Source organism: Tautonia sociabilis, assembly GCF_003977685.1.
Lineage (GTDB): Bacteria > Planctomycetota > Planctomycetia > Isosphaerales > Isosphaeraceae > Tautonia > Tautonia sociabilis.
In genome coordinates, this window is the sequence record NZ_RYZH01000021.1 from 1 (window position 1) to 26,948 (window position 26,948).

Below are 26,948 nucleotides of genomic sequence, written 5' to 3' on the forward strand. Positions count from 1 at the left end.
GGCCACCCTTCTTCGGGGCCGGGATGACGCGGGCGACCTGGGCCCACTCGGCGTTGGTCAGGTCGGTCGGGTAGCGCTTGGTGGTGTCCATGCCAGAAGGCTAGGTCACCCTTTCTAGACTCGCTGTCAGGAGCGATTCAGCATGTTTTTGCTCAAGAAGACTGGACTGCCCGCCCTGTACTGGCACGGCATGCTCAAGGGCCGGGTCTGACCCTCTCCGGCCGGTCGGCCGGAGGAGGGAGGGGGCGGACGAGGAGGGCGGCGGGCTCGGAGCGGGGCATCGCGGCGATCGCCCCGGGGACCGGCTCCCGCTGGCGCTCCGCCCTCTGGGCTTCGCTTCTCAAGCTCCGCCGACCGATGGGCACGCATCGCCTTCCGAGTCGGCCCTTCGGCTTCCATCCCCCGCGCCCCTGCGGGGCAAGGAGTTCCCCCGTGATCGCCTTGCGGTCGATGGTCCTCGCCGCCGCCCTGCTCGCCGCCTCGCCGGGGATCGTCCCGGAGGGCCTGGACCCGGCTCGGGTGGCCTTGAGCCTGTTGTTCGGCACGATTGTTGGCTTCTCCCTGGGCCTGACGGGAGGCGGGGGGTCGATCTTCGCGGTGCCGCTGCTGGTTTATGGCCTGGGAGTGGTGCCGAACGAGGCGGTGGGCGTCTCGCTGGCGGCGGTCGGGGCGACGGCGCTGTTCGGCTGCCTGCACCGGCTGAGGGCCGGCGAGGTGGAGGTCGGCACCGGCCTGATCTTCGCCGGGGCGGGCATGGTCGGCGCTCCGATCGGCTCCTGGATCGGCGCGAAGCTGCCGGGGACGCTCCTGCTGCTGCTGTTCTCGGGCCTGATGCTCGTCGTCGCCGCCCGGATGTGGCGGAAGGCGACGACCTCCCCGGATGAGTCTCGAGCCATCCGGGCCCGGACCGGCCCGCTCCCCAGCGGAGAGCCCGGCCCCACCTGCCGCCGAGATCCCTCCGGGAGGCTCACCCTCTCCACGCCGTGCGCCGTGTTGCTCTCGGGGGTCGGGCTGATCACGGGGATCCTTTCCGGGCTGTTCGGCGTGGGAGGCGGGTTCGTGATCGTGCCGGCCCTGGTCTTCTTCAGCGGGATGGGAGTGCATCGGGCGGTGGCCACGTCGTTGCTGGTGATCGCGTTGATCGGAGCCTCGGGGGTGTTCTCCTCGCTGGCCGCCGGGCGTCCGCTCGCGATCGACCTGACGGTGCGGTTCGTCCTCGGCGGCCTGCTCGGCATGGGGCTGGGCACCCGGGTCGGCCGCCGCCTCTCCGGGCCGAAGCTCCAGAAGCTGTTCGCCGTCGCGATCCTGCTCGTGGCCGTTTACGTCGTCGCGCGCAGCCTGAGCGGGGCCTGATCGGGGGCTGTTGCGTCGCGTCCGGATCGCCGAGAGCCGCACGTTGGGGAGGAAGGCGTCGGCGTCAGACGGCCTCGCCGGAGTACAGGGCCTCGATCGGCTCCCCGGTGACCAGTCGGATCGGCCGGTTGAACAGGTCGATCACCTCGGCCTCGCCGTCGATCCCGAGCGCCCGGTAGACGGTCGCGGCCAGGTCGGCGGGGGAGAAGGCCTTGGTGGCCGGGTAGGCGCCCGACTTGTCCGACCGGCCGATCACCTGGCCGCCGCGGACGCCCGCCCCGGCGAAGGCGGCCGAGAAGACCTGAGGCCAGTGGTCGCGGCCCACGATCGTCTGCCCGGGCAACAGCGACAGCTTCGGGGTCCGGCCGAACTCGCCGGCCAGCACCACGAGCACCTCGTCGAGCAGGCCCCTCGCCTCCAGGTCGTCCAGCAGGGCCGAGACGCCCCGATCCGTCGGCGGCAGAAGATCCTCGCGCAACCGGCGGAAGATATCCGCATGCGAGTCCCACGTCTGCACGCGCCCCAGGTTCACCTGGACGATCGGGATGCCCGCCTCGATCAGCCGACGGGCCAGCAGCAGCGACTGGCCGAACATGTGCCGGCCGTAGCGGTCGCGCAGGTGGTCCGGCTCCTCGGCCAGGTCGAACGCTCGGCCGACCTGGCCGCTCGCCAGCATCGAGTACGCCTGCTGCCGCTGCTGGGAGAACGACTCCGCCTCCGCCCTCGCGTGCCAGGAGTCGGCGTTCGAGGCCAGCGCCTCGGCCAGTGCCCGGCGGTCCCCCAGGCGCTCGACGCTGAACCCCTCGGGCAGCCGGAGGTTCTCGACCTTGAAGTCCTTGCCGTTCGGGTCCTGGGTGAGCTGCCACGGGTCGTACTTCGGCCCCAGGAACCCCGAGTGCTGCCCCGGCCAGGTGAGGGGGCCTTCCATCAGGTAGGTCGGCAGCATGACGCCTCCCGGCAGGCCGTCCTCCCGGGGGCGCAGGTAGGTCATCGCCGAGGCGTAGCAGGGGTAATCCGTCCGGGAGGCCACCTTGTCGAAGAACGCCCCCGGCTGCTCGTGGCCGGTGAGCACCCAGTGCGTGGCGTTGAGGTGGTTGTTGTGCGAGTGCGACATCGTCCGGACGACGGCGAGCTTCTCCGCCTGCTCGGCCAGCAGTGGCAGGTGCTCGGCGAAGTGGATGCCCGGCACGCTCGAGGCGATCGTCCCGAACGCTCCCCGGATCTCCGCCGGCGCCTCCGGCTTCGGGTCGAACGTCTCGAGGTGGCTCGGCCCCCCGGTCTGGAAGACGAGGATCACCCCCCGAGCCCGCTTCGGGCCGCCGGTCCTCGGGCCCGATCCGGCCCCGTCGGCCCGGGCCCTCCCGGCCAGCAGGCCCGACAGCCCCAGGCCGATGAACCCCGAGAACCCCACCTGCAAAACCTCCCGGCGGACGACCCCGAACGGGTGCTGATGCCCGAAGCGCATGGCGACTCCCCTCCGATCACCGTCCCGGCCCGACCCCAAGGTTTAACCGAGGTTGAGCGTAGCCCGGCCGGACGGCCCGGGCAAGGTGAATCCCCCCCGCCTCAGGATGGAGGGCCGGGGGCCGGTCCTCGTCGGCGACCGAGACGTCGCCAGGACCGGAGGGGACGGGCGAACCGGGCTGGCCCGTGCTGAAGCCGGGCGGCTCGAGGCCCGGCCGATCAGCGGAGCCGGCCTCCCCGGTCGGCCTGCCAGAGGGCGCCGGAGCCCAGGTCGATCAGGGTGAGCCAGCCGCCGCCGTAGCAGTAGGTGTCGAGGCAGAGCACGTGATCCCGGTCGAGGATCTCGCCATTCTTCTGGGAGGTATGGCCGACGACGACCGGCTTGCCCGAGCGGTGCGGCCCCGGCTCGAACTCGCGGAGGGAGGTCCAGAGGAGGAGGTCCTCGGGCTGGCCGTCGAGGGGGGAGTCGGGGTCGTAGTTGGCGTGGACGAACAGGAAGCGGTCGGTTTCGTGCCAGTTTCGCAGGCGGCCGAGGAAGGCGGCGTGCTCGGGGGGGACGGCGTCGAGGCCGCCGTAGGACTCGATCGTCTCGAACCCGCCGCACTCCAGCCAGGTCATCAGGATGGGGGAGGACCAGGGCTCGGCGAAGCGGTCGGGGTCTCGGCAGAAGGTGGCCAGGCCGTCGGCGAACATCAGGTCGTGGTTGCCCCGGAGGGGGACGAGCCGGCAGCGCGACTCCAGGGCGATCAGGCGGTCGATCACCCCTCGGCTGTCGGGGCCGCGGTCGACGTAGTCTCCCAGGGTGACCAGCGTGTCGTCGGGGCCGATGCGGGCGGCATCGAGGACCGCGTCGAGCGCGGCGAGGCAGCCGTGGATGTCGCCGAGGGCAAGAAGGCGTCCGGTTCCGGGCATGGCGGTCTCGGGGATCGTCCCTGGGGTCGGAGGGCGAGGCGGCCCCTCCCCACTTACCCTACGCCTCGAACCGCCGGGGGTGACCGGATTCGCCCTGGAATGGCCGCCGCCGTTGCCATAGCCTAGACGGCCCCGACCCTCGGCGAACTCCCGCCGCCGCGCCAATCGAACGCTCGAACGCTCGAACGCCCGGAGCCGGACCGATGGCCCGCAGCCGACCCAGCGACCCGACCCCCGAGCCCCCGGCTTCGCCTTCTCCCCGGCGGGCTCGGACCGACATGGCCCCCACGCCCCCGGTCGCCGCCCCGAAGGGGAACGAGGAGGTGAACGTGGCCGTCGCCGCCTCGGCCGAATCCGGAGGCGGCACGATCACCGCCCGCAAGGCCGGCGGCCTGCGCGACGTGGGCATGAACGTCGACCCGCTCATCGTCGGCCTGCCGGCGGCGCTGCAGCACCTGGCCAAGGGGGTGAACATCGCCTTCCAGACCGACTACGGCGAGAACTTCCTGGAGGCCGTCTATCAGGCCGCCGTCGTCTTCGACGACGAGATCCGGATCGTCCACAAGGAGTATTTCGGCTTCGGCCAGTCCTGGTTCAGCCAGTTCGGCAAGCTGGTCCGCTCCATGCAGTTGACCTTCGATGGCCCCGACCCCGCCAGCCCCGAGGGCCAGCGCCGCATCCGGGAGCACGGCCCGGCCACCCTCCGGGGCATACTGAACCTGATCGGCCGCAAGCTCGACCTGGTCGCCGAGTACGAGGACCGCGTGCCGGCCTACGTCGAGCAGATGTTCGACCGCCTGGAGGCCTCCGGCATCATCGACGGCTGGAACCGGGAAGACTGGCGGATCCGCACCACCCGGATCGGGCTGGACATCCGGATCACCCCGTCGGAGCACGTCCTCGACGAGCTGGCCGCCCGAGCCAAGGCCGAGGCCGAGGCCCGCCGCGCCGAGGCCGAAGCCCGCCGCGCCGAGGCCGAAGCCAAGCGAGCCGAGGCCCGCGCCCTGACCGTCCAGGCCCGATCGAACGACGAGGAGCAGCGCCCGAGGCCGAAGCGATCCTCGAAGCCGACGCCGAAGTCGAAATCGAAGCCGAAGGGGAAGTAAGCCGGCGAGGGGGAAGAGGGCGGAGGAGGGAATCCGGCGGGCGGATGCCCCTGGCCTTCGGCTCCCGTCGGGCGGTGCCCGGCCTGAGGCATCCGGCCGCTTCCGACGGCCGTCAGCCGTCCCCCTGGATCGCTCGGATCCGTTGCCTCGCGGTGTCGGCCTCGGGGGTGTCGGGGGCCTCGGAGAGCACTCGGCGGTAGAAGTTGAGGGCGCCGTCGGGCTTGCCCTGCTTCTCGAGGGCCTGGCCGATCCGGAGCAGCGAGGCCCCCCGCCGGCGGAGCCCGGCATCGGAGGGAGACGGGGAGGGCTCGGGGTCGTCGGAGGGCTCGGTTCGGGGAGTCGGGGACGGGGAGGGGGACGGCTCGGGAGGATCGGCCCCGGGCCCGGGGTCGGCCGAGGGACGATCGAAGGAGCCGTCGCCGGGGCCCGTCGGGATGGCGACAGGGCGGCCGGAGGGGCGGGAGGCCAGCGCGGCCTTCAGCTTGGCGGCGTACTTCTCCGGGTTGGCGAGCACCTCGTCCCGGCAACCGGAACAGCAGACCGAGAAGGTGGAGCCGCCGGCCGAGACGGTGATCGCGGCGGCTCCGCCGGTGACGATGCACCGCGGCCCGATCGAGGAGGCCCCGCCGGCGGCGAAGTTCTCGCCAGCCCGGCCGAGGTTGGCCCGGACCAGACGGGCATATTGCGGAGAGCCGGGAGCCTTGCGGTCGAACCAGAAGTCGGAGCGGATGCCGTTGGAATTGGGCCGGATCGTCAGGCGGTCATCCCCCTCGGGGCCGGAGCGATCCAGGGTCAGCGCCTTGGTCCTCGGGTCGAGCGTGCCGACGAAGGCCATCGGCTCTCCCCGAGGATCGGTTCCCTCCAGGCGGTAGACCTTCGCGTCGGGGTCGAAGGAGAGTCGGGCGGAGGCAAGGATCGTGCCGCCCTCGATCGAGAGCGTCAGGCCGACGGGCTCGCCGCCCTCGAAGGCCCAGGCCCAATCGTGCGTCTCTCGCCAGCCGCGGAGGGGGTTGTCGGCCGGCACGGCCTGGCCGGTCCAGCGGCCGACCAGCGTCGCGATCGGCTCGAGCTCGGGCGGGACCGAGCCCGACGACTCCTCCCCAGCCGTTTTCTCCTGGGCCCGGGAGGCGAAGGTCAACCCGATCGGGACGAGAACCAGCGCGGCGACGATCGGGAGGCGAGCGATCATGGGACGTCTCCCTCGAAGCGAGCCGAGGCCGCTGAGGCCGTCGCCCTGGCCCGGCTCCCTGGCCAGATGGTCTTCCACAAGGACATCCTACGGCGCTCCGTTCCCTGGGGACAGGACGAAGCCGGCCGGCCGCTCCCCCCTTCGCCAGCGGGGGGGGGAGCGGCCGGCCGGTGGATTGCATCGGAATCGCCCCGGGGGCGAGGGGGTTCATTCGGCCTCGCCGACGGCGTCGGGGGGGCCGAGCCGGGGGCGATCGCCGGGGGGGAGGGGGAAGGAGACGTCGATGTAGCCGATCATCATCTCCTCCCAGGTCTGGTCCCCCCAGGAGACGGGGCTCGAGGGATCGGGGTTGACGGGGTTGTTTGGAGAGTTGTCGAAGTGGGCCAGGCAGTCGAGCCGCTCGCCGGCGCGGAAGGAGATGGGCTGGGCGAGGTAGTAATAGCTCTGCCAGTTGAAGTCGTAGGCCGGCACGTCGAGCAGGATTTCGCTGGTGCCGTCGGCGTAGGTGGCCTCGTAGCGGAAGGACTTGCCGCGCAGGTGCATGTGGGGCATGAAGGCGATCAGCTCGGCGTCTCGGGGGAAGACGAACCGGGAGCGGACGGGATAGTTGGCGGCCTCGTCCCGGGCGTCGGGGCCGGCGCCGGGGGGGATCTGGAACCGGCCGTTGGCGATGCCGATGGTGACGGCCTCGCGCTCGACGGGGTGTCGGGCCAGGACGAGGCCGATCTTTGAACGGTCGACCTTCACCTTGCCGACGGGGGTGTAGTGCAGCTCGAAGAGCAGCTCGGACCCGGCCGGGATGCGTTTGGCGGTGCCGGGGGGGTAGACCGTGGGCATGTCGCCGGGGGCGTAGCCGCAGAGGTGGATGCGATCCCGTCCGCCCCGCTCGCCGCCGGGGGGGATGATGTAGCCGATGATGTGGTGGACGACCGAGCGGTCGGTCGGCCGGGCCTCGGCGGCCTGGACCCAGACGTCTCGGTCGAAGTTCAGGGGGACGCGGAACCGCTGGTAGCGCTCGACCCCCTCGGCCTTGACCGTGTACGGGGCGGGCATCTCGATCACCAGGTCGGGCTCGCCGATGGTCCAGCCGTCGGGGTAGGAGGCCGGGGGGGGCAGGTCGGCCGGATCCCCCTCGGGGGCACCCTGCTCGATCCAGGAGAGCAGGATGGCCCGCTCGGTGGGGGTCAGGCTGCGGTCGTTGGCGAAGTGGCGGCCCTCGGGGAACCGGGGGTCGGCGTGCCAGGGGGGCATGCGGCGGAGGTCGACAACCTCCTGGATGCCGGCGGTGCGTCGGCTGACCTCCTCGTAATTGGTGAGCGGGAAGGGGCCGACCTCTCCGGGGCGGTGGCAGGACTCACACCGGGCCCGGAGGATCGGGGCGACCTCCTTGGCGTAGGTCACCGGGCCGACCTGGTCGATCAGGGCGTCGGCATCGGGGGCGACCTCGGCCCAGGCGGCCTCGAGCTGGGGGCCGGGGGCTCGAATGCGGTCGGCGGCGGCGATCAGGCGGTTGACCCGGGCGTCGATGTCAAGATCCATCAGGTCGGTCACGGACCGGCGGGCCTGATCGCGCTCAATCGGGCAGCCGACGACCGAGGAGGCGGTCGTCTCAGGGGAGCGGCCGGCGAGGACGGCCTCGATCGCGTCGGCCAGGAAGTGCCGTTCCGGGGCGTCCTTGGCAAAGCCGAGGCCGTACTGATCGTCGATCGCTCCCCGGTAGCGGAGCACCGCCTTGGCGTCGAGCACGAGGACCTCGCAGGTGCGCTCGGCCAGCAACTGATCGGCCACGGCGTTCCCCTCGTCCTTCAGGACCGGGAAGGGGAGGCCGAACTCCTCGGCCTGAGCGGCGATCTCGCCGGCCGACTGGTTGCGGTTGGAGTTGATCGCCAGGAAGACGACCCCCTCGGACTCGAACCGATCGGCCAGGCGGACCAGGCGGGGCATGTAGAGGTCGCCGATCGGGCAGTCGATGCCGGTGAAGACGATCACGGCGGCCTTCTTGCCCCGGAACTGATACAGAGAGACCTCCTCTCCGGTGCGGGCGTCGGGGAGCCGGAAGTCGGCGACGCGGTCGCCGATGCCTCGGCCGAGCACCTCGTCGTCGGCCGTCGCGGTCGGGAGGGTGGCGGGGGCCAGGATCGGGGCGATCGCCAGGGCCGACAGGGCCCATCGAAGCAGGCGAAGGGTCACGGGAGGCTCCAGGATCGGGACGGGGGAAGGCGGGACTCGGAACGCCGGACGCCGGATGACATTGACCGAAAAGAACTTCGGGAATCCGGCCGCTCGAACCGGGATGCGGCATCCGATCGTCGAGACGGGAGCGGGTCGACGGGGGCCGCCGACCAGAGGCGTCGGAGCTGGGCTTCTCCCGGGACGCCGGACGCCTCGGGACTACCCCGGAGCAGGGGGGTCCGGTTTCGCCGAGGGGGGAGGTTCCGTCGGCGTCCCGGGGTCGGGAGGGGGGCGGCGCCGGCAGAGGGTACCATCGCGGCGAATCCGGGGGAAGTCGATCGGTGGGGAGCGTCGGCGGTTGAGAACCGCGTTCCGGGGGCGGTCCCGGTCGCGGGGGGCGGGAGGCGGTCGGGCGTCCCGAGGGGGGGATGGCGGGCCGGCGGGCCGGAGACGTCTGGTCAGGCGAGGCAGACAGGGGTATAGTCGAGCTTATCTGTCGAACCCCGGGCCAGGTGATCGGACCCCGGTCGCCTCCCCGGGGACGATCCGAAACGGCCGTCAGCCAGGGTTCGCCATGCGCCTGGAGGCAGTGGTCCTGCCCGAGCTGGGGACCGACCCGGACGAACCGATCGTCATCAGTCATTGGTTCGCGAGGCGGGGCGACGAGGTCTGGGAGGGCGACCGGCTGGTCGAAGTCCTGGTCGGCCCGGCGACCTTCGACGTCCCGTCCCCCCGCTCCGGCCGCTTGGCGGAGATCCGGAGCCGGGAGGACGATCGGATCTGGCCGGGGACGGTCCTCGCGCTGCTGGCCGTGCCGGACGACGCCCCCGACGGCGGGCAGCCGCCGCCGGACGACGACCCCGGACGCCCCCGATGATGAGTCCCTACTTCGAGCGATCCGCCGGCGTCATCCCGTACCGGATCGCCGAGGGCGGGGAGCCGCTGTACCTTGTGCTGCACTCGGCCACGGTGCGCAACCCCCGCGCCCGCTGGGAGTTCCCCAAGGGAGGCATGGACCCCGGCGAGAACACCAGGCAGACCGCCGCCCGAGAGTTCCAGGAAGAAACCTCCCTGGTGCACTGGTCGTTCCGCGAGGGGTTCGAGCGCAGCCTCTCCTACACCTACCTCCGCCAGGGGAGGAAGGTGCTCAAGACCGTGGTCTACTATATCGTCGAGGTCCACGACCCCTCCCCCCTGGCCTGCTCGGCCGAGCACATGCCCGACCCGACCGGCCACTGGCACCACTGGGGAACCTTTGAGCAGATCTCCCGGCTCCTCTATCACGCCAAGATCCGCCAGCTCTTCGCCGAGGCGCACGAGTGGATCACCGGATCGCTCCCGCCGGGGTACGAACGCTGAGGCCGATTCGATTGGCTGGCTCGGTTGGCTGGCTGGCTGGCTGGGGGAGGTTCAGGTCGACTTCCGCGCCGATCGCCGCTCGGCTAGAGTGGGGCCATGAGCACGACGCCCCCGCCGATCGCCGGCCGTCCCGGCCGGTTTGTTTGCCTCGAAGGGCCCGACGGCGCGGGCAAGTCGACCCAGGCCTCCCGGCTGGCCGAGACGCTCCGGGACCGAGGAATCGAGGTCGTCTCGTGCCGGGATCCCGGAGGCACGCCCCTGGGAGACCGCCTCCGGGCGCTGGTCAAGGAGCATGGGGACGTGGCGATCGGCCTGAGGGCCGAGATGCTCCTGTTCATGGCGAGCCGGGCGCAACTGGTGGAGGAGGTGATCCTCCCGGCTCTGGAGGCGGGCCAGGTGGTCGTCTGCGATCGCTTCTTGCTCAGCAATGTGGTGTACCAGGGGTACGCCGGCGGCCTGGAGGTGGAGGAGATCTGGCGGGTCGGCCGCGCGGCGACCGGGGGCCTGATGCCGGACCTGACCCTGCTGATCGATGTGCCGCCGGCGGTCGCCCGATCGCGGACGGGAGGCCCCCGGGACCGGATCGAGGACCGGGGGGAGGCGTACCGGGCTCGGGTCCGGGAAGGGTTCCTCCAGGCTTCGGCGACGTACCCGGCGCCGATCGTCGTGGTGGACGGAGCGGCGGGGGTCGACGAGGTGGCCCGTCGGATCGAGAGCGAGGTGGGGCGTGTCCTGGGGTCCGATCCGAGGTCATGATCGGGTGGTCGAGGGGCTGAGAAAGGCCGCCTCGGGGGGCCGGTTCCCGCATGCGCTGCTGTTCGTGGGGCCGGAGGGGATTGGCAAGCGGACCTTCGCCCGCCGGCTGGCCCAGGCCTTGTTGTGCGAGCGTCGGCCCGAGGCCGAGCTGGACCCCTGCGGCGAGTGCCCAAGCTGCCGGCAGGCCGCCTCGGGGGACCACCCGGACTTGTACGAGGTGGCCCGGCCCGAGGAGAAGCACGAGCTGCCGATCGCCGTCATCCGGGCGCTCGGGCACGACCTGAGCCTGAAGCCGATGCGGGGGTCGCGGAAGGTCGCCATCGTCGACGACGCCGACGCGATGAACGAGGAGGCCGCCAACGCCTTCCTCAAAACACTGGAGGAGCCCCCGGAAGGAGCGGTGCTCATCCTGGTCGGGACGTCGGCCGAGCTGCAACTGGACACGATCGTCTCGCGCTGCCGGGTCGTCCGGTTTGAACCGCTGCCGGAGGAGGACCTGGCCGCGATCCTGGTCGATCTCGGGAGGGCGGACAGCGCCGACGAGGCGGCGAGGCTGGCCCGGCTGGGGGAGGGGAGCGTCTCCCGGGCCGTCGGGCTAGCCGACCCGGCCTTGATCGACTTCCGGCGCCGGCTGGTGGACGAGCTGGCGGCGCCGGGGCCGCTGGACGCGCCGGACCTGGCCCGGAGGCTGGAGGAGTTCATCAAGGAGGCCGGCAAGGAGAGCCTCCCCCAGCGGACCCGAGCCGGGGCGATCTTCCAGGAGCTGGCCCGCTTCTACCGGGCCGTGCTCTGGCAGGCCGCCGGCCTGGAGCCCCCCGCGCCGGATCCGATCGACCGGAGGGCGGCCGAGGCGGTCGCCTCCCGGCTGGAGCCGGAGGATGTCTTCCTGCTCGCCGAGCGCTGCCTGGAGGCCGAATATCATCTGAGGCGCCGCGTCTATCTCCCGCTGCTGCTCGACGCCTTCACCCGGGATCTCGGCCGGTTGGGCTCGGGGAGGCGTTGACCGGGAGAAACAGACGGCCTCGGGACGGGCCTCGCCAGGCATGGTCGGGCGAACCGCCCGGGGAGTCCCGTCGTACCGACCAGCGGCTTCGGGATCGAGCGAGGAATGTGACGCGGGATCGCGTCCCATTCCGATTGACCGGGAGGGGGGACGGAACGGCCCCGGGGATCGACCGCGATCGTCGAGGCGCAACCCGTCTCCCGGCTCAATGTTCCACACCGTGATCGGGCGTTTCGGGAAATCGACCACAAGAATCGCCCCTCCCGGACGTATACATTGTTGATGCCCAGCCGCGACCGATCGTCACCAGGCCGAGAACCTCCCGAGGAGTCGCGGTGTCATTCAGAGACGAGCCGAGCGGCCCACCCCGCGTGGGGATGGGATCGTTGCGGCCGCACCGTGTGAAGGACCATTCCCATGTCACCGAATCTCCCCCGATCGAGCCGGGCCGACTCGCCGGCCGCCGCCCTGCAAGGCCTCGCCTCGCGGGCGTACCGGCTGCTGAGGCAGGGCCGCCCGGAGGACCGGGACGAGCTTCGCGACCTGCTCGACGAAATCGGCCGATCGCGCCGGCTGTTCGAAGGCATCGCCAGCGAGGATCTCCGGCACTGGTTCGACCGGCTTGAGGCCGAGGTCGCCGGGTCGCTGGAGCCGATCGACGAATTCCGCCCGAGGATCGAGCCCTCGAATCGGGCTCGAGTCGGCGTCGCCTGACGCCCAGCTCGCCCCGGACCTCCCTCCGGAGCGGTGGGACACCCGTCCCGCCACCTTGCTTGCCCTCGCTCCTCGCCCCGCCCGCCTCCCCCCCCCCCGACTGATGGCCTCTCCCGAGGCCGAACGCCCCGGCCCGGACAACCGGCCGGCCGATCAGAAGGTTCCGCTCGACCGCTCCCCGAGCGCAACGCCCCGGGTACGAGCAAGGTCGAGGGAGGCGAGCAAGACCGCGACGGGCGGGCTCGGATTCTCGATCGACGCCTCGGCGGCCGGCTCAACCCGACCGCCGAGGCGTTGTTCGTTTTCCCGGACGCGGCCCTCGATCCCGGATCAGGGCGCGGGGGAGCGTTGCGCCGCGAGGTAGGAGAGCAGGTCGGCCACCTCCCGCTCCGTCAGCGAGGAGAGCAGCCGCTCGGGCATCAGGGAGCGGGGCTGAGGAGCCAGCAGCTCGATCTGGGAGGCGTCGACCCGAATCGTCTGGTTCTCGGCATCCCGGAGGACGACGACCTCGTCGGTCTGCTCGAGGACGACGCCGGAATGGATCACCCCCTCGACCGTCTCCAGGATGTAGGAGACGTAGGCCGGATCGATCACCTTGGACGGGTCGACGATGTGGTCGAGGAGTTGGCGGCGGTCGGGGTACTTGGCGCCGATGCCGTCGAGGTCGGGGCCGACGGCCTTGCCCCGGCCTCCGATGCGGTGGCAGTTGGTGCACTGGGAGGCGTTGCTCTCGAAGACGAGGCGGCCGCGGTCGGGGTCGCCGGCCAGGGCGAGCAGGGCGTCGGGATCGAAGTGATCGCCGAGGCGTCGGACGCGGTCGGACTCGGGGACGAGGCGCTCGAAGAGGTCGCGGACCTCGGCGATCGGGTGCTCCCGGGTGAGGGCGACGATCTGGTCGACGACCGGGTCGGGCACGGCCCCCTCGTCGATCCGGCGGAGCAGGGCCATCGCGCCCCGGATCTCGGTCGTGGCTCGGCGGCAGGCGTCGAGGCGTTCCTCGGGAGAGGCGGAAGCGCCGAGGCAAAGAAGCTCGATCGCATCGGCGATCTCCGAAGGGAGCTGGGCGAAGGGGTCGGCGGGGGCCGAGGGACGGCCGTCGTCGCCAAGGTGGCTGATCCAGCGGTAGATGAGGTCGATCCCGAGGGGGTCGACCTGGCTCGGGCCGACTCTCGGCATCCGGCCGGCGCCGAGCTTGGCCATGCGGAAGTACAGGACGGAGCGGAAGGGGTCGCCGGGGTCGATGATCCGAGCGTCGGCGATGCCGAACGAGCCCTGCATGGGGAGGGCCGCGATCGTCCCCGTCTCGCCGATCTCGCGGTCGGCGGTGAGCCAGATGGCGGCCGATCCGCCGGCGCCGAAGCGGTGGCAGTGGGCGCAGTTGACCTGAAGGTAGGAGCGGGCTCGGGCGTCGAGGTCGGCGGCCTCGTCGGCGGGGTTGGCCAGCCGAGGGAGGGCCTCGGGAGGTTCGGGGAGGGGGTCGGCGAAGTAGCCGAGGCGTTCGAGCCTGCGAAGCTGATGGGCGGATCGGCAGTCCGGGCCGCCGGCGACGTTCATCTGGAGCGTGTTCGCCGTCAGCGGAGTGGCCGACTGCCGACCGAAGAGCAGCCCCTCACCCGCCCAGGGGTTGTGGCAGAGAGCGCACTCGGATCGGGGGGCGATCCGCCTCGTGATCGTCCGGGAGCCGCCGGGAGAGGAGGGGTCGGCGACGGCGATCGAAACGGTCTCCCCCTCGGGGGGGACAAGCGTGGCGTCGGTCTGCTCGTCGTTCCAGCGGTAGGAATAAGCGCGCCAGGAGCCGTCCTCCAGGTGGAGCACCTGCGTCTCGACACGGCGGCGATTGCCGGGGGAGAGGTCGACGGAGACGGTGCGGGCGAAGACGGAGCCCTCGGGGAACGTCCAGAGGCGGTCGCGATCGAAGCCGATGCGGTCACGCCCAGGCACGGCCATCAGGCGATCGGCCATCGTGCCGTCGTCCCAGAAGGGGGCGTTGATCTCGTAGGCCAGAACGCCGGGGGCGGGCTCGTGGTCGGCGACGGAGGAGAAGAGGCCGGTCTCGCTCAGCAGGAGGGGGAACCGGCGGTTGGCTCGGCCGGCGTCGGGGTTGGGAACGAAGCGATAAATCATATTGGTCTGCTCATAATCGAGCAGGAGCAGCTCCCCGTCCCGGTCCTCGCCGAAGGCGACGAGGCGGAGCGGCGTCTCGGCGAGGACCTCGTGGCGGGTGACGGAGCGGCCGTCGGCCCAGAGGCCCCAGATGGTGCCGGTCTGGAAGTCGCCGTAGACGTAGGCGCCTTCCAGCTCGGGGAAGCGGGAGCCTCGATAGACGAAGCCTCCGGTGACGGAGGCGGCCTCGGAATGCGGATGCTCGACGACCGGAGGGGTGATGGGGGCGGGGCCCTTCGGGCCGTCGGGCAGGACCGGCTGGGAGCCTTCCCTCAGGCTCCAGCCGTAGTTGCCGCCGCGCTCGATGAGGTGGACCAGCTCCCAGAGCTCCCAGCCGACGTCGCCGAGCCAGAGGGCGCCGGTCTGGCGGTCGAAGCTCATCCGCCAGGGGTTGCGGAAGCCGAAGGCCCAGATCTCGGGGCGGGCGCCCTCCAGGGTGACATACGGGTTGTCGGGAGGGATGCGGTAGGGGAGGCCGGGGTCTTGACCGTCGACGTCGATGCGCAGGACCTTGGAGAGCAAGGTCGTCATGTCCTGGCCGGCGAGGAAAGGATCGGGAGGGGAGGGGGCGGCCCCGTCTCCGGAGGAGATGTAGAGAAAGCCGTCCTCCGGGCCGAACTTGAGCGCGCCGCCGTTGTGGCCGCCGGAGTACCAGGTCAGCAGCACCCGCTCGCTCGACGGGTCGGCTCGGGGAGGGTCGCGGCGGTCGACGCGGAACTCGGAGACTCTCGTGCCGTCGTCGAGCTCGTTGCCGACGGTGTAGCAGACGAAGACGCGGCCGTTCCGCTCGAAGTCGGGGTGGAAGGCGAGGCCGTAGAGGGCCCCGAACCGGGGATGGAGCGCCCCGAGGTCGAGCATCAACGCGGCGGCCTCCGCCCCCGGATCGTTCGGGAAGGTGAGGACCTTGCCGTCGATCTGGGCGACGGCCAGGAGGTCGGTCTCCGGGACGAAGACGAGATCCAGGGGCCGGTCGAAGGTCAGCCCCGGGAAGGCGGCCTCGACGACATAAGGCCGGGGAGGCTCGGGGGAACCGACGACCCGGGAGGTCGTCCAGGGGGTCCGGCTGGAGGGGATCGGGGAGGCGGGAGTCGCCCCGGCGTCGTCGCCAACCGGAGCCGGGCCGGCGATCAGGGCGGCGGCGAGGAGCCAGGGGGAGGACCCGATCGGCCAGATCAACCAACGCATGATGGCGGCCTCGCTCGTCGGAGACGATCGGAACCAGGGAGGGGAGGGGAAGCGGTCGCCCCCGAAGGATCGGGCGGCCGTCGTCGGGGGCGACGGGAGCGGGGGGGACGGACACCGGGGACCGTCGACGGATGATGCCGGATGCGAGCGGCTGACGCCAGGTGATGCAGTCGAGTCGACCGACAACCGGCGGCGCCTCGAGGTCCGAGCATCCGGAGGGAAGGGGGACGGGACGAGGGATCGACGAGGGTTCCCCCCCTCGGGGACCGGACCGGGGACGGACGGCGGAGCGGCCGGGGATGCGGGAGGAAGCGAGGAGGAGGGAGGAGGCGGCGAGGCTCCTCCCCATCGAGCCTCGGGGAGCGGGATGCGGACGGGTCGGACGCCGGGTGGCGGCTCATTCGAGTCCCTCGACCAGAGGGGAGAGACGGGAGACGGCGGCGAGGCTCTCGGGATCCTCGGGGGAGGCCTCGAGGATGAGGCGGTGCCAGGCGATCGCCTCGCGGAGGCGGAGGAATCGCTCGCGCTGGTCGGCGATGCGGCGGTAGAGGGGGACGAGGGACGGGTCGGCGAGGTCGGAAACGGCGTTGGCCTCGTCGTAGAGGGCGCGGACCTCGTCTCGGGCCTGCTCGGCGGCCTCGATGCGGGCGTCGAGCCGGGAGGCCTCGTCGAGCTGGCCGGCATTGCGGAGGGCCCGGGCCAGGCGGTAGAGGAGCCGGGGGTCCTCGGGGTCGGCCCCGACGGCGACGCGATAGGAGGCGATGGCCGACTCCCAATCGCCGAGCTCCTGGGCCACTCGGCCGAAGTGGCGGGCAAAGCGGGGGGAGCCGGCGATCGGGGGAGGGAGCAGCTCGATGGTGCGGGCCATCAGGTCGATCTCGCCGGAGTCGTCGAGGCCGGTGAGCAGGGCGTCCCAGGAGTCGGGGTCGTCGGGGTGGCGCCGGACCTCGTCTCGGAGGAGCGAAAGGCCCTCGGGGGCCCTGCTGTCGCGGACGAGGCCGAGCCCCAGGGCGAGAGCGGCGTGCAGGTCGTCGGGGTGTCGGCGGACGACCGGCTCGAACTGGGAGACGACGGCGCCGGGGGCCAGAGGCATGGCGTCTTGCCGGACGAGTTCGAGGAGCAACTGCACGCGGTCGATCGGATCGGGCTCGACCTGGTGCAGTTGCAGGGCGAGCCGGCGTCCCTCCCGGGTGCGGCCCTGAAGGTAGTAGAGGTCGAGCAGGGCCCAGCCGGCCTCGGGGACGCGGGGGTCGATCCGGAGGGCCTCGAGCCAGGAGGCCTCGGCGGCCTGGGTGTTGTAGCGGAAGTAGTCGGCCTTGCCGCGGTAGAGCTGGACGAGGGCGGCGGTGCGGTCGTCGGCGGGGCGGACGCGGTCGAGGTGCTCGGCGGCGCGATCGGCGCGTGCTTCGAGGAGGGCCTCGGCCCCGTCCCCCTCGGGAGCGGGGCGATAGAGCAGCAACTGGGCGGCCCGCAGGTGGGCCTCGGAGCTGGAGGGGCGGGCCCGGAGGTGGGCCTCGAGCAGGGCCTCGGCCTCGTCGAAGCGGCCGGCGGAGGCGAGGGCGTCGGCCTCGTCGAGCGACGGGGCGGGCCGGATCATCATCCAGCCGGCCCAGGAGATGCCGGCGGCCAGGGCGGTCCAGCCGAGGGCGGATCCGATCAGAGAGAGGGTGCTCCGCCGGCTCATCCGGCCCGCTCCTCTCCGGCGACGACCGGGGTGGGGTCGTCTTGGGGGACGCGGTGGGAGCGGCCGAGTTCGGGCTCGAGCAGCTCGGACCTCCCGCCTCCCGGCCATCGGACGACGACGCGGTCCACGCGGTCGAGGTCGCCAAGGCCGACGAGGATCCTCGGGTCGCTGGAGGAGAGGTAGCTGCCGCCCCCCTTGATGAGCCTCCGGATGACCCGGCCGCCGGCGTGGACTTCGACCGAGCCGCCAATGGCGGAGCGGTGCCCCGAGGGGACGGGCTCGATCCGGATCCAGTTCCCCCCCTCGGATTCGTTGAGCAGGAGGGCAGGGGGGCTGTCCATCCGGCTGACGACGATGTCGAGGTCGCCGTCGTCGTCCAGGTCGCCGAAGGCGGCGCCCCGGCAGGCGTGGGCGCCGGCGAAGAAGGGGCCGGCGTCGCCGACGAGGCGGTAGCGGCCGTCGCCGAGGTTCCGCCAGAGCTTGGCGGGCTCGGCGTAGGGGGCGTCCTGGCCGAGCAGGGGGAGGTTGTCGTCGACGTGGCCGTTGAAGGCGACCATGTCGGGCCAGGAGTCGTTGTCGAAGTCGGCCAGGGCACAGGCCCAGCCGACTTCGGGCATGCTGTCGTTGACGATGCCGGCCCAGGCGGAGACGTCGTGGAAGATGGCTCGACCGAGGTTCCGGTAAAGCGTGTTGTAGTCGCCCCGGAAGTTGGTCACGAGCAGCTCGGGCAGGCCGTCGCCGGTGACGTCCTCGGCGTCGACTCCCATGCCGGCCTGGTCGAAGCCCGATTCGGACCGCGAGGCGCCGGAGAGTTCGGAGGCGTCCTCGAAGGTGCCGTCTCCACGATTGAGGAATAAGAAGTTCGGGCAGAGATCGTTGGCAACGTACAGGTCGGGCAGGTCGTCGCCGTTCAGGTCGGCGGCGACGACGCCCAGGCCCCGGCCGTCGTCTCGGAGGATGCCGGCCGATTCGGAGGCGTCCTCGAAGGTGCCGTCCCCCCGGTTGCGGAGCAAGAAGTCTCGGGAGGGGGAGATGGAGAGGGGGGAGCAGTAGGTGCGGACCCCCAGGGCTCGGTCGCCGCAGTAGCGCTCGGCGTCGGCCTCGGTCCAGCGGCCGTAGCAGGTGACGTAGAGGTCGAGGAGGCCGTCGCCGTCGAAGTCGATCGGGGAGGCTCCGGAGGACCAGGCGTCGAGGTCGGCCCCGGAGCCGGCGGGGGAGGCTCGGAAGGTGCCGTCGCCGTTGTTGAGGTAAAGCACGTTGGGGCCGAAGTTGGCCAGGTACAGGTCGGGGGTGCCGTCGCCGTCGAAATCGCCGGAGCAGACGCCGTGGTTGAAGCCGTGGTAGCCGACGCCGGCGGACTCGGTGACGTCCTCGAATCGGCCGCCGCCCAGGTTGCGGTAAAGGCGATTGCCCTTGGAGGAGGAAGGAGCGTCGAGGGGCAACTCCCGGGTGGTGGCGAAGTAGACGTCGAGCCGGCCGTCGCCGTCGAAGTCGAGCAGGGCGACGCCGGAGCCGTTGGCGGTGGGGAAGTACTTCTCGGGCGAATTGCCGCTGCGGTGCTCGAAGTCGATGCCGGAGCCGTCGGTGGCGTCCCGGAAGCGGATGGTGCTGGACTGCTCGGGAGGGGGCTCGAACTCGGGCAGTTCCGGCAGGTCGACGGCCATTGATCCCATGCCCGAGCCGAGAGCGGCGGGGTGCGGTCGGGGGCCGGTCGCCGCAGGCAGGTCGAGCGAGCCGTCGGCGACGGTCGAGGAGGAGGAGAGGTCGCTCGACGGGTCGGGCGAGCACGCCGGACCGAGGACCAGCAGCGCCACTGCCGAGACGATCGCTCGGGACCGGAGCCAGGCCCGGCAGGGGGGGCGGGGGGATCGGTGCATGGTCGGCATCGTCGCGGGCGTCAGGGGATCGGGGAGGCGTCCGGGGCCTTGAGCCGGTCGGCGAGGAGCCGGTGGCGCTCGGCCTCCTCGAGGTGGCCAAGGCGGCGGTGGGCGAGGGCCAGGCTATGGTGCGGCTCCGGGGCGCCCGGGGCGAGCTCGGCGGCGCGGTCGAGCAGGCGGACGGCCTCGGCGGGGTCGCCCTCGATCAGGGCCAGCCGGCCCAGGTTGAGCCACGGGCTGGGCATGGTCGGATCCCACTCGGCCGCCGTCCTCCAGCAGCGAGCGGCCTGGTCGAGCATGCCGTCCTGTTCATAGGAGCGGGCCATGAGATCCATGAGTCCTGCGTCCCGGGGGTGCTCGCTGAGCGCTCGGCCGAGATGGCGCCGGGCGTCGGCCGCTCGGCCGAGCCGGATGAGGTCGCGGCCCAGGTAGCCCCAGAACATCTCCCGGGGATTGAGCGGCATTTGCTCCAGCCCGGGGTCGAGCTGCAGGACGCGCTCGAACGCGGCGACCGACTGCTCCGGAACGCCCCCATTGTAGGCGATGACCCCTTTGAGCGTGTAGCCGATGACGGCGCCGTCGGGGATCTCGATCAGGCGGTCGGCCAGCCGGGAGGCCTCCCGAACGCGGTCGAGGGTGATCTCCAGGGCGGCCAGGCGGCGGAGGGCGAGCACATCGTCGGGGGAGCGGGCGAGCAGCGCCCGATAGGCCTCGGCGGCCTCGGCGTTCCGGCCGGAGGAGACGAGGGCGTCGGCCCGGGCGTGGAGATCCTCGACCGAGAAGGGGGGGCCGGCGCGCTGGTAGAGGGCCTCGGCGCGATCGACCTGACGCATCCGGCTGAGGCTCCGGGCGGCCAGCAGCAGGGCGGGGCGGTCGTCGGGCCAGCGGCGGAGGTGGTCGAGGGCGAGGCGGTGAGCCAGGGCGAAGCGCCGATCGTCGTAGGCGGCGCCGCCGAGGCGGAGCGACCGGGCTCGCTGGATCCGGTCCTGGATCAGCAGGCCCGAGGCCGCCGCCAGGGCGATCCCGGCGAGGGCGAGCAGGGCGATGACGGCTCGTCTGCGCATGGGGGTCGGGGCCTGGCCTCGGCGGCGGTGTCGACGCCCCCGACTCCTGCCCCGCTCCACTCCCAGCGGGGCGGGGCAGGGCAGGCCGAGAGCGGGGCGATCGATCAGAACTGGTCGGCGCTGATCACCTCGCCCCGGTTGATGGTGCCGAGGGCCGCCCAGGTGATCGGGTTGACCGTCGACTTGACGAAGCGGACCGTGCCGTCCATGAACAGAACGTTCACGCCGCCGGGGTGCTGCGAGCTGGCCGCGAGGGCGTTGACGGCCGCGGCCGTCGGCTGGCCGATGCCGGGATAGTAGCAGGCACGGCGGTTGGGGGTCTGGGTGTGCGAGTAGGTGCACGACTGGCCCGACGGCCACCAGTCTCCCTTCCACGTCCAGTTCCGGGCCGGCAGGCCGTTGGCGCCGGTCTGGGGCTGGTTGTTGCAGACCTGGCCGTGGAGGAGGTCCTGGTTGAGCTGGCCGGCGTACTGGTTGGCCTGGGCGCTGGTGGTGTAGGTCTGGCCGAGGCCATCGGACGAGGAGTCCGGCGGCAGGCCGTCCCCCTTGACCCACTCGCTGAAGATGGCCGTGTTGCTCGTGCCGTCGCGGAAGGAGGCGATGGTGACGACCCGCTCGGCGTTCAGGGCGCTGGCCACGGTCGAGTCGATCTGGCCGACGGCCCCGGCGGCCTTCCAGGCGGGGAAGTAGGCCGGGCCGTTGAGCGAACCGGCGCTGGGGCCGGTGTAGGGGTTGGTGCCAACGTTGTACGGGTAGCTGTGGCCGCCGATCAGTTGCAGCGGCCCTCCCGGGTAGAACTGGATGCCGGTGAGGTTGCCCACCCCTTCATCCGAAGGGCAGAGGAAGGAGTTGATCTGGTTGGCGACCGCCGAGGCGTTGGCGACGCACCAGTAGTCGCCGTCGGCGGTGGAGTTGTTGAAGCTCTTGATCAAATTGCCGCCGGGGCCGCCCCAGCGCTCGCCGAAGTCCCAGTTGATGGTGTTGTAGATCTGGGTCTGTTCCAGGAACGGCAGCAGCCGGCAGTGGATCGACTGCCGCTGGCCGGCGTTGCTGCCCCCCACACCGCTGGGGGCATAGCAGACCATCGTGGGAGGCAACGAACCATTGGCGCTCTCGTAGTTGGCCATGGCCAAGCCGAGCTGCTTGAGGTTGTTGGTGCACTGCGCGCGTCGGGCGGCTTCCCGGGCGCTCTGCACCGCCGGCAGCAGCAGCGCGATCAGCACACCGATGATCGCGATGACGACCAGCAGCTCGATCAGCGTGAACCCTTTCCGAACGCGAGACATGGGTACTGACCCTCGTCTGGTGGGATCGGTGCGTTCGACACTCGCTCTGGTTTCCGGGCCGGGGCCGGCGGTCCGCGCCGGGAGCGTCCCCGGACCTCGGCGTGACGGCGACCTGCCAGGCCGCCCCTCGGGAGAGGAGAGAGGGGCCGAGACGGGCTCCCACAACGGTCGGGGCTCACGAGGCGCGTTTCGAGGCGTCCCCCCCTTGCTGTTGCTGCTGGTAGTATTCCTCCATCGACTTGGGCGCATCGGGGGGCGCCTCGCCTCCCATGGCGTCGATCCCCTCGTCATTCGGCTCGCCGCCGCAGCCCCCCCCCGCCCCGAGGGCCAAGACGACGACCCCGACGAGCAACACGCCCCGCGAGCGAACCATCAGCCGCATGGATTCCTCCCGGTTCTGGGGAAATGTGACGGATGTCACCCGGAGCCCCCCCGGATCGAGCCCATCGCGCGACGCCGCTGCTCGACACGACACCGGCGCTGCTCGGGCGAGGCGATCGATGATCGGATCGCGCAAGAGATCAGGCGAATAGCCGGATCCCGATGGCCCGATCTCTCACGTCCCGCTTGCTCCAGAGACGGCGAGATCGCCTCCCCGAGTGCTCCGGTGCCCCGACGGCCGTCTATTCGGAACGGGCCGACGAAGGAGCGACTTCGCAACCCCCGGGGCGCATGAAACCCTGATGCCACGCCTGGGTTGGGCGATCAGATGATCGATATGAAGGGTTTTGCTGGCGTTTGGGTGACCGTTCGTAGTTGTAGAAGTTCCGGCTGAAAAATCAAGGGGCGACCGCGGAAATTCCCCGGGGATCCGGCAAGTCCAAGGGAGACGGCCGCCGAGGCGAGGTGCCGGACACCGAGCGGACGGGAGGGGATGCGTCGGTTCCGCATCCATGGAGGATCGAGAAGATCTCCACGCGCCGGATCGTCCTTCGCGTCATGAGGAGCCCGAGCCAGCAGGGGAGGAACGCGATCGGGACAACCGGACGTTGTCGGCCGACCAGGCCGCCAGCGCGGACACGGTCAGGGCCACGACCAGGTGAACGAGCAGGCGGGCTCCCCACTCGGTCCCATAGGGGTGGGTCGTCCGGGCGTTGGGAAAGGCCAGGGCACCGCCAATCTCGGAGAGCACGACACCGAAGGCGGCCCCCAGCAGGCCGCCGAAGGCCGTCTGCGCCCCGCGACGCCAGCCCCCCTCGCCCAGGCCCAGCGCCAGGCCTCCGGCGAGCCCCGCGGGCGCCCACATCCCCGCATGAAGCAGCAGCGGGCGGAGCAGATCCTTGGAGAAGGTGTCTGTCGACGCCGAGAACCACTGGTGGAAGACCTGGCAGAGGACCGCCGTGGCCGAGGCTCCGGCCGCCGCTCCCAGGAGCAGGCCCACCGCCGCCGCGGTCAGGCCGCGCGACCGGGATCGCCCGGCGATCCCGCCGGCGGCCCCCAGCGCCCCTCCCAGCAGCGCCGCCAGGGCACCGTAGGAGACGGTCGCCGTGCGGGTCGTGGCCTCCTGCAACTGTCTCCGGACCTCGGCGGTGGAGGTTTCGATTCGCTGGCGGGTCTGCTCGTTCATGTGGAAGGCGGGGGTGAAGCGAACCAGCGCTAGTTCACCCGCCCCCCAGGAGAGCAGGCCGGCCATCAGGCCGGCGGGGAGGGCCACCGCCCACAGCCTCCGGGCCGGCCGCGGGGCGGCGGGCGGCGGGGCGGATGCACTCTCGGCGACGGGAGGCGTCCCGGCCCCGAGATTGACTGAATCCATGGTCACACCTCGGCGTGATGATGCCTCGAAGCGACGACCCTCGCGGGAGCGAGGAGAAGGGACCTGGATCCTAACGGCTGTCCGACCGAGAGGCCATCACCTGGGGAGACGCTCCCTCCTCCTCGGCCGGGGAGGGGGATGGGCTCGGCGGCGTCCCCGGGGCTTCCGGCCGACGGGGGACGGGCCCCGGCCGCTCGCGATCGACCCGGCGGATCATGCCGGAGACCGCCAGGTCGGCCAGCACCGGGAGGAGCCCGAAGAACGCCCCCGCCAGCCGGACCGGCCAGATGACCCGGCGCGAGACAGCCAGGAGGGGCCGGGGGGCGTCGACCAGGCCGGCGATGCGACGAGCGGCCTCGGACAGCGGGGCCATCATGAGGCCGGGAGGACGGTCGCGCATGGCGTTGTAGACGAACCCGGCGGGCGTGGGGCCGAGCAAGCCGCGATCGCCCCCCTCGAGGCGGCCGACGGCGTCGAAGAACTCCGTCTCGACCGGCCCCAGCTCGACGAGGCAGACGCGGACCCCCAGGTGCCTCAGCTCTCTCCGGAGGGCGTCGGTCCAGTAGGAGAGGCCCGCCTTCGTCGCGCCGTAGGCCCCCAGGGACGGGTTGGGCAGGCGGACGATCCCCGACCCGATGTTCACAACAATTCCCTTCGATTCGATCAGCATCGGCAGCGCCAGCCGAGCCAGCACCAGGGGAGCCGTGAGGTTGACCTCGACCTGCCGGCGAAGGGCGTCGGGGTCGCTCCTGCCGAAGAAGTCGGGCAGACCGATCCCGGCGTTGTTGATCAGGACGTCGAGCGTACCGAAGTGGCGGGAGACCGCCTCGACGATCCGGGCAGGCGCTCCGGGGTCGGCCAGGTCGTCCGGGAGGCAGGCCGCCGTCCCTCCCCGAGATCGGATCTCCTCGGCGACACGTTCCAGGAGATCCGCCCGGCGGGCGACCAGGGCCAGGCGGTGCCCCCGCCCGGCCAGCTCCCGGGCGACGGCCGCTCCCAGGCCGGCCGACGCTCCAGTGATGAGGACGACCTTCGAGGCGGTCGCGTTCATAGCGGCTCCGGGGTGAGCTAGGGGTCGGAGAGCCCGGGAATCGATGGCCAATGGCGAATGACGCTTGGCGGATCGCCGCCGACGGGGCGAGGGAGAAGGCGGGGGCGATGGCGATGACGGGAGGGAGAGCGCGCTGGCCGCAGGATCGACGCCGGAGGCGGTCGAGGTCCCGGGGCCTCCCCCATCGGCCGTCACCCCACGACAAGACCGTCCCGGAGGCGGATCTCCCGGTCGGCCTCGGCGGCGACCTCGGCGCTGTGGGTGACAATCACCAGGGTGACTCCACGATCGGCCCGGAGCCGGGAGAGGAGGTCGAGGATCTCGCGCTGGGAGGCGGAGTCGAGGTTGCCGGTGGGCTCGTCGGCCAGGAGCAGAGACGGCCCGTTGGCCAGGGCCCGGGCGATGGCCACGCGCTGGCGCTCTCCGATGGAGAGTCGGCGAGGCGGGTGCCCGGCCCGGTGCGAGAGCCCCACCTCCTCGAGCAGGCGGCGGGCCCGGCCGGCGCGATCGCCGACCGGGATGCCGGCGGCGAACATGGGAACCTGGACGTTCTCGAGCGCGGTGAGGGTCGGGATGAGATGAAACGCCTGAAAGACGAAGCCGACCTCGGAGGCGCGATAGGAGTCGAGATCGAGGTCCGAGAGCGGCCGGCCTCGGAAGACGACCTCGCCGGCCGAGGGGCGGTCGAGGCCCCCGAGCAGGTGAAGCAGCGTGCTCTTGCCGCAGCCGGAAGGGCCGGTGATGGCCATGAACTCGCCGGGAGCGACGGCGATCGAGACCCCGCGGAGGGCTCGAACATCGCCGTCGGGGTAGGTCTTGACCAGCCCCTCGCCCAGGAGCAGGGGGGGGATCTCGGTCGGTTCGGATCGACGATCACTCATGGCGGAGCGCCTCGGTGGGTTCGAGCCGGGAGGCCCGCACGGCCGGATAGAGGCCGCCGAGCAGCGTCAGGCCGAGGCCCATCGCCAGGCCGATGGCGAGCACCAGGGGAGAGAGGTTCGGCTCGATGAACCCCCGGGAGGTGGGGGCCATCGTGATCCCCCTCGCCCCCGCGGCGGCGAGCACGGCGCCTCCGGCCACGCCGAGCAGCCCCAGCGCGCCGGCTTCCCCCATCAGCAGCAGGATGATCCGGCTCCGACGCCAGCCCAGGGCCCGGAGCAGGCCGATCTCCCCCGTCCGCTCGGCGACGGCCATCGCCATCGTGTTCAGCAGGCCAATCGAGCCGAGCACCAGGGCGATGGCCGTGGTGGCGGAGGCCATCGCCCGGGCGAGCCGAAGCTGGATGTTCTCCTTCACGTAATCGCCAGAGGGCACGGCCGCCACTCCCTGGTGGCGGCGCTCGATCGTTCGGCCGAGCTCCCTCGGGTCGACTCCCGGCGCGGCCACAACCACAAAGCCGGTGACTTGCCCCTCTCGGCCCATCATCCGCTGGAGTTCGGCCAGGGGCATGACGAGCCCGCCGTTCTCAAACAGGCTCGCACTCTCATAAATGCCGACGACTTCGAAGCGCTCGCCAGCGATGTCGATCGGCTCGCCGACGGACTTCCCCAGGTTCATCGCCAGCACTCGGCCGAGCAACACGACGCGGCGGTCTCCCGGCCGGAGCGGGCGGCCCTCGAGAATCCGAAGCCCCTCGATGAGCAGGCTGCCGGGCTCCCAGCCGCTGGTCAGGACGCTGACAAGATTCGCCTCCTCGAACGAGACGGCGTCCATCAGCGATGGGGCCACCTGGGAGACGCCGGGGATCGCCCGCAGCTCGTCCTCCAGCGAGGCGTCGAGGTTGCTGGAGAGCTGGTCGCTGATCCCCGCCCGGACGACGATCAGGTCGATGCCCCGGGATCGGTAGATCGCCAGGAACGAACGCTCGAAGCCCCAGGAGATGCCGGTTAGCAGCATCACCGCCGACACGGCCACCGACAGGCCGAGCGCCGTCAGCGTCGTCCGGGCCGGCCGGCCCCGGAGGTTCCGGCTGATAAAGCGGAGGTATCCCATCACCCTCTCCCCGACCGGGGCTCAGCCCGGAACGCGACCGACGACCACGTAACCCATGCCCCGCCAGATCGTCCGGTACTCGCAATCCGGGAGGACTCGGCGGGCGATCCCCTCGACGTCGAGTGTCCGATACCGCTGAACCATCTCGGCGAAGTCGTCGCCGAGCCTCATCAGGCGGGAAACCATCCAGCGCTCCACGCCGGCCAGGCCCAGCTTGCGGAGCGGGAGGTAGTCGGTCAGGTCGGGCACCTCGTCGGCGACGACAATGGTGCCGCCCGGCCGGACGGCCCGGACCATCTCGCGGAGGGCCTGCTCGGGATCGTTGAAATAATTGAACGCGCCAATGCTCAAGGCCGCGTCGAAGCGATCGTCGCGGACCGGGAGCGATTCCGCCTCGCCGAGCACGAGCGTCACGTCTCGGTCCGCGATCCTCGGCTGACAGTTGCGAAGCTGGACCGAGGAAACATCGATGCCGACGACCGACCAGTCCCGGGGAAGCCAAGGCAGGTAGACGCCATCCCCGATCGCCACGTCGAGCAGCCTCAGACCGGGGGCCTCCGGGAGATGCCGCAGGATCTGGCCCCGGGCGCGACGCTCGCCGCCGAGGCAGACAAAGGTGAACCACTCCCAGAAGCGGAACTTCGGCCAGAGCGGCCCGTCGTAGAAGGTCCGGGCGATCTCGTTGTTGTCCGAGCTGCCCTCTCGGACGACGACGACTCCGTCCCGGATCGCGTACTCGAACCCGCAGGAGTCGCAGCGGATCGGCCCGTCCCCGCTGGCGGCCCGGGCGTCGCCGCCGCAGGAAACGCAGCGCCAGAGCTCGTCCTGCCGCCGATCGACCGGAAGATCGATGGTCATGGTCATG

22 protein-coding genes are annotated in these 26,948 nt (G+C 71.6%); 7 read left to right on the plus strand and 15 right to left on the minus strand.

Annotated features, from left to right (window positions below):
• The first annotated feature begins 432 nt into the window (after nucleotides 1-432).
• A complete protein-coding gene (locus TsocGM_RS12070) occupies nucleotides 433-1,353 on the plus strand; it encodes a sulfite exporter TauE/SafE family protein (RefSeq protein ID WP_199756768.1) in 921 nt (306 codons plus the stop codon).
• A 64-nt stretch (nucleotides 1,354-1,417) separates the two neighbouring features.
• Here the strand turns inward: TsocGM_RS12070 and TsocGM_RS12075 are convergent, their stop codons facing one another.
• Both TsocGM_RS12075 and TsocGM_RS12080 read right to left on the minus strand, forming a co-directional pair.
• Complete coding sequence (locus TsocGM_RS12075; RefSeq protein WP_126725628.1) at nucleotides 1,418-2,818, minus strand: DUF1501 domain-containing protein; 1,401 nt, start codon at nucleotides 2,816-2,818, stop codon at nucleotides 1,418-1,420.
• A 218-nt stretch (nucleotides 2,819-3,036) separates the two neighbouring features.
• A complete protein-coding gene (locus tag TsocGM_RS12080) occupies nucleotides 3,037-3,729 on the minus strand; it encodes a metallophosphoesterase (protein ID WP_126725629.1) in 693 nt (230 codons plus the stop codon).
• Nucleotides 3,730-3,932: 203 nt separating this feature from the next.
• Between TsocGM_RS12080 and TsocGM_RS12085 the strand changes: the two genes are divergently transcribed.
• Complete coding sequence (locus TsocGM_RS12085) at nucleotides 3,933-4,835, plus strand: hypothetical protein (RefSeq protein WP_126725630.1); 903 nt, start codon at nucleotides 3,933-3,935, stop codon at nucleotides 4,833-4,835.
• 112 nt (nucleotides 4,836-4,947) lie between these two features.
• Here the strand turns inward: TsocGM_RS12085 and TsocGM_RS12090 are convergent, their stop codons facing one another.
• Entirely contained in the window at nucleotides 4,948-6,024 is a 1,077-nt protein-coding gene (locus TsocGM_RS12090; RefSeq protein ID WP_126725631.1) for a tetratricopeptide repeat protein, read from the minus strand.
• A gap of 207 nt (nucleotides 6,025-6,231) precedes the next feature.
• A complete protein-coding gene (locus TsocGM_RS12095; protein ID WP_126725632.1) occupies nucleotides 6,232-8,214 on the minus strand; it encodes a redoxin domain-containing protein in 1,983 nt (660 codons plus the stop codon).
• A 556-nt stretch (nucleotides 8,215-8,770) separates the two neighbouring features.
• On the opposite strand from TsocGM_RS12095, the gene TsocGM_RS12100 reads away from it, so the two are divergent.
• The 5 genes from TsocGM_RS12100 to TsocGM_RS12120 all read left to right on the plus strand — a co-directional run bounded on the left by TsocGM_RS12100 (nucleotide 8,771) and on the right by TsocGM_RS12120 (nucleotide 12,028).
• Nucleotides 8,771-9,073, plus strand: coding sequence for a biotin/lipoyl-containing protein (locus TsocGM_RS12100; protein WP_126725633.1), 303 nt, complete (start codon nucleotides 8,771-8,773; stop codon nucleotides 9,071-9,073).
• A complete protein-coding gene (locus TsocGM_RS12105) occupies nucleotides 9,070-9,555 on the plus strand; it encodes an NUDIX domain-containing protein (RefSeq protein ID WP_233578792.1) in 486 nt (161 codons plus the stop codon). Before TsocGM_RS12100 ends, TsocGM_RS12105 begins: the two co-directional genes overlap by 4 nt.
• Before the next feature lie 96 nt (nucleotides 9,556-9,651).
• Complete coding sequence (tmk, locus tag TsocGM_RS12110) at nucleotides 9,652-10,311, plus strand: dTMP kinase (RefSeq protein WP_126725634.1); 660 nt, start codon at nucleotides 9,652-9,654, stop codon at nucleotides 10,309-10,311.
• A complete protein-coding gene (gene holB, locus TsocGM_RS12115; protein WP_126725635.1) occupies nucleotides 10,283-11,314 on the plus strand; it encodes a DNA polymerase III subunit delta' in 1,032 nt (343 codons plus the stop codon). Before tmk ends, holB begins: the two co-directional genes overlap by 29 nt.
• Nucleotides 11,315-11,731: 417 nt before the next feature.
• Nucleotides 11,732-12,028, plus strand: coding sequence for a hypothetical protein (locus TsocGM_RS12120; RefSeq protein ID WP_126725636.1), 297 nt, complete (start codon nucleotides 11,732-11,734; stop codon nucleotides 12,026-12,028).
• A gap of 330 nt (nucleotides 12,029-12,358) precedes the next feature.
• Here TsocGM_RS12120 and TsocGM_RS12125 read toward each other — a convergent pair whose 3' ends face one another.
• The 11 genes from TsocGM_RS12125 to TsocGM_RS12175 all read right to left on the minus strand — a co-directional run bounded on the left by TsocGM_RS12125 (nucleotide 12,359) and on the right by TsocGM_RS12175 (nucleotide 26,947).
• Entirely contained in the window at nucleotides 12,359-15,376 is a 3,018-nt protein-coding gene (locus TsocGM_RS12125) for a PQQ-dependent sugar dehydrogenase (RefSeq protein ID WP_158633513.1), read from the minus strand.
• Nucleotides 15,377-15,773: 397 nt separating this feature from the next.
• Nucleotides 15,774-17,060: a tetratricopeptide repeat protein gene (locus TsocGM_RS12130; RefSeq protein WP_126725638.1), complete on the minus strand. Its 1,287-nt coding sequence runs from the start codon at nucleotides 17,058-17,060 to the stop codon at nucleotides 15,774-15,776.
• The gene (locus TsocGM_RS12135) at nucleotides 17,057-18,937 is read right to left on the minus strand and encodes a CRTAC1 family protein (protein WP_158633514.1); all 1,881 of its coding nucleotides are present in this window, start codon (nucleotides 18,935-18,937) and stop codon (nucleotides 17,057-17,059) included. The genes TsocGM_RS12130 and TsocGM_RS12135 overlap by 4 nt, the downstream gene beginning before the upstream one ends.
• Before the next feature lie 20 nt (nucleotides 18,938-18,957).
• Entirely contained in the window at nucleotides 18,958-20,001 is a 1,044-nt protein-coding gene (locus TsocGM_RS12140; RefSeq protein WP_126725640.1) for a tetratricopeptide repeat protein, read from the minus strand.
• Between the two features lie 104 nt (nucleotides 20,002-20,105).
• Nucleotides 20,106-21,287, minus strand: coding sequence for a DUF1559 family PulG-like putative transporter (locus tag TsocGM_RS12145; protein ID WP_126725641.1), 1,182 nt, complete (start codon nucleotides 21,285-21,287; stop codon nucleotides 20,106-20,108).
• Nucleotides 21,288-21,462: 175 nt separating this feature from the next.
• On the minus strand, nucleotides 21,463-21,669 hold the full coding sequence (locus TsocGM_RS12150; RefSeq protein ID WP_126725642.1) for a hypothetical protein: 207 nt from the start codon (nucleotides 21,667-21,669) through the stop codon (nucleotides 21,463-21,465).
• A 555-nt stretch (nucleotides 21,670-22,224) separates the two neighbouring features.
• A complete protein-coding gene (locus tag TsocGM_RS12155) occupies nucleotides 22,225-22,941 on the minus strand; it encodes a hypothetical protein (RefSeq protein WP_126725643.1) in 717 nt (238 codons plus the stop codon).
• A gap of 169 nt (nucleotides 22,942-23,110) precedes the next feature.
• Entirely contained in the window at nucleotides 23,111-24,091 is a 981-nt protein-coding gene (locus tag TsocGM_RS12160) for an SDR family NAD(P)-dependent oxidoreductase (protein WP_126725644.1), read from the minus strand.
• 191 nt (nucleotides 24,092-24,282) lie between these two features.
• Nucleotides 24,283-24,972: an ABC transporter ATP-binding protein gene (locus TsocGM_RS12165; protein WP_126725645.1), complete on the minus strand. Its 690-nt coding sequence runs from the start codon at nucleotides 24,970-24,972 to the stop codon at nucleotides 24,283-24,285.
• Nucleotides 24,965-26,083: an ABC transporter permease gene (locus TsocGM_RS12170; RefSeq protein ID WP_126725646.1), complete on the minus strand. Its 1,119-nt coding sequence runs from the start codon at nucleotides 26,081-26,083 to the stop codon at nucleotides 24,965-24,967. Before TsocGM_RS12170 ends, TsocGM_RS12165 begins: the two co-directional genes overlap by 8 nt.
• Nucleotides 26,084-26,104: 21 nt before the next feature.
• The gene (locus TsocGM_RS12175; RefSeq protein ID WP_126725647.1) at nucleotides 26,105-26,947 is read right to left on the minus strand and encodes a class I SAM-dependent methyltransferase; all 843 of its coding nucleotides are present in this window, start codon (nucleotides 26,945-26,947) and stop codon (nucleotides 26,105-26,107) included.
• Between the last annotated feature and the right edge of the window lies 1 nt (nucleotide 26,948).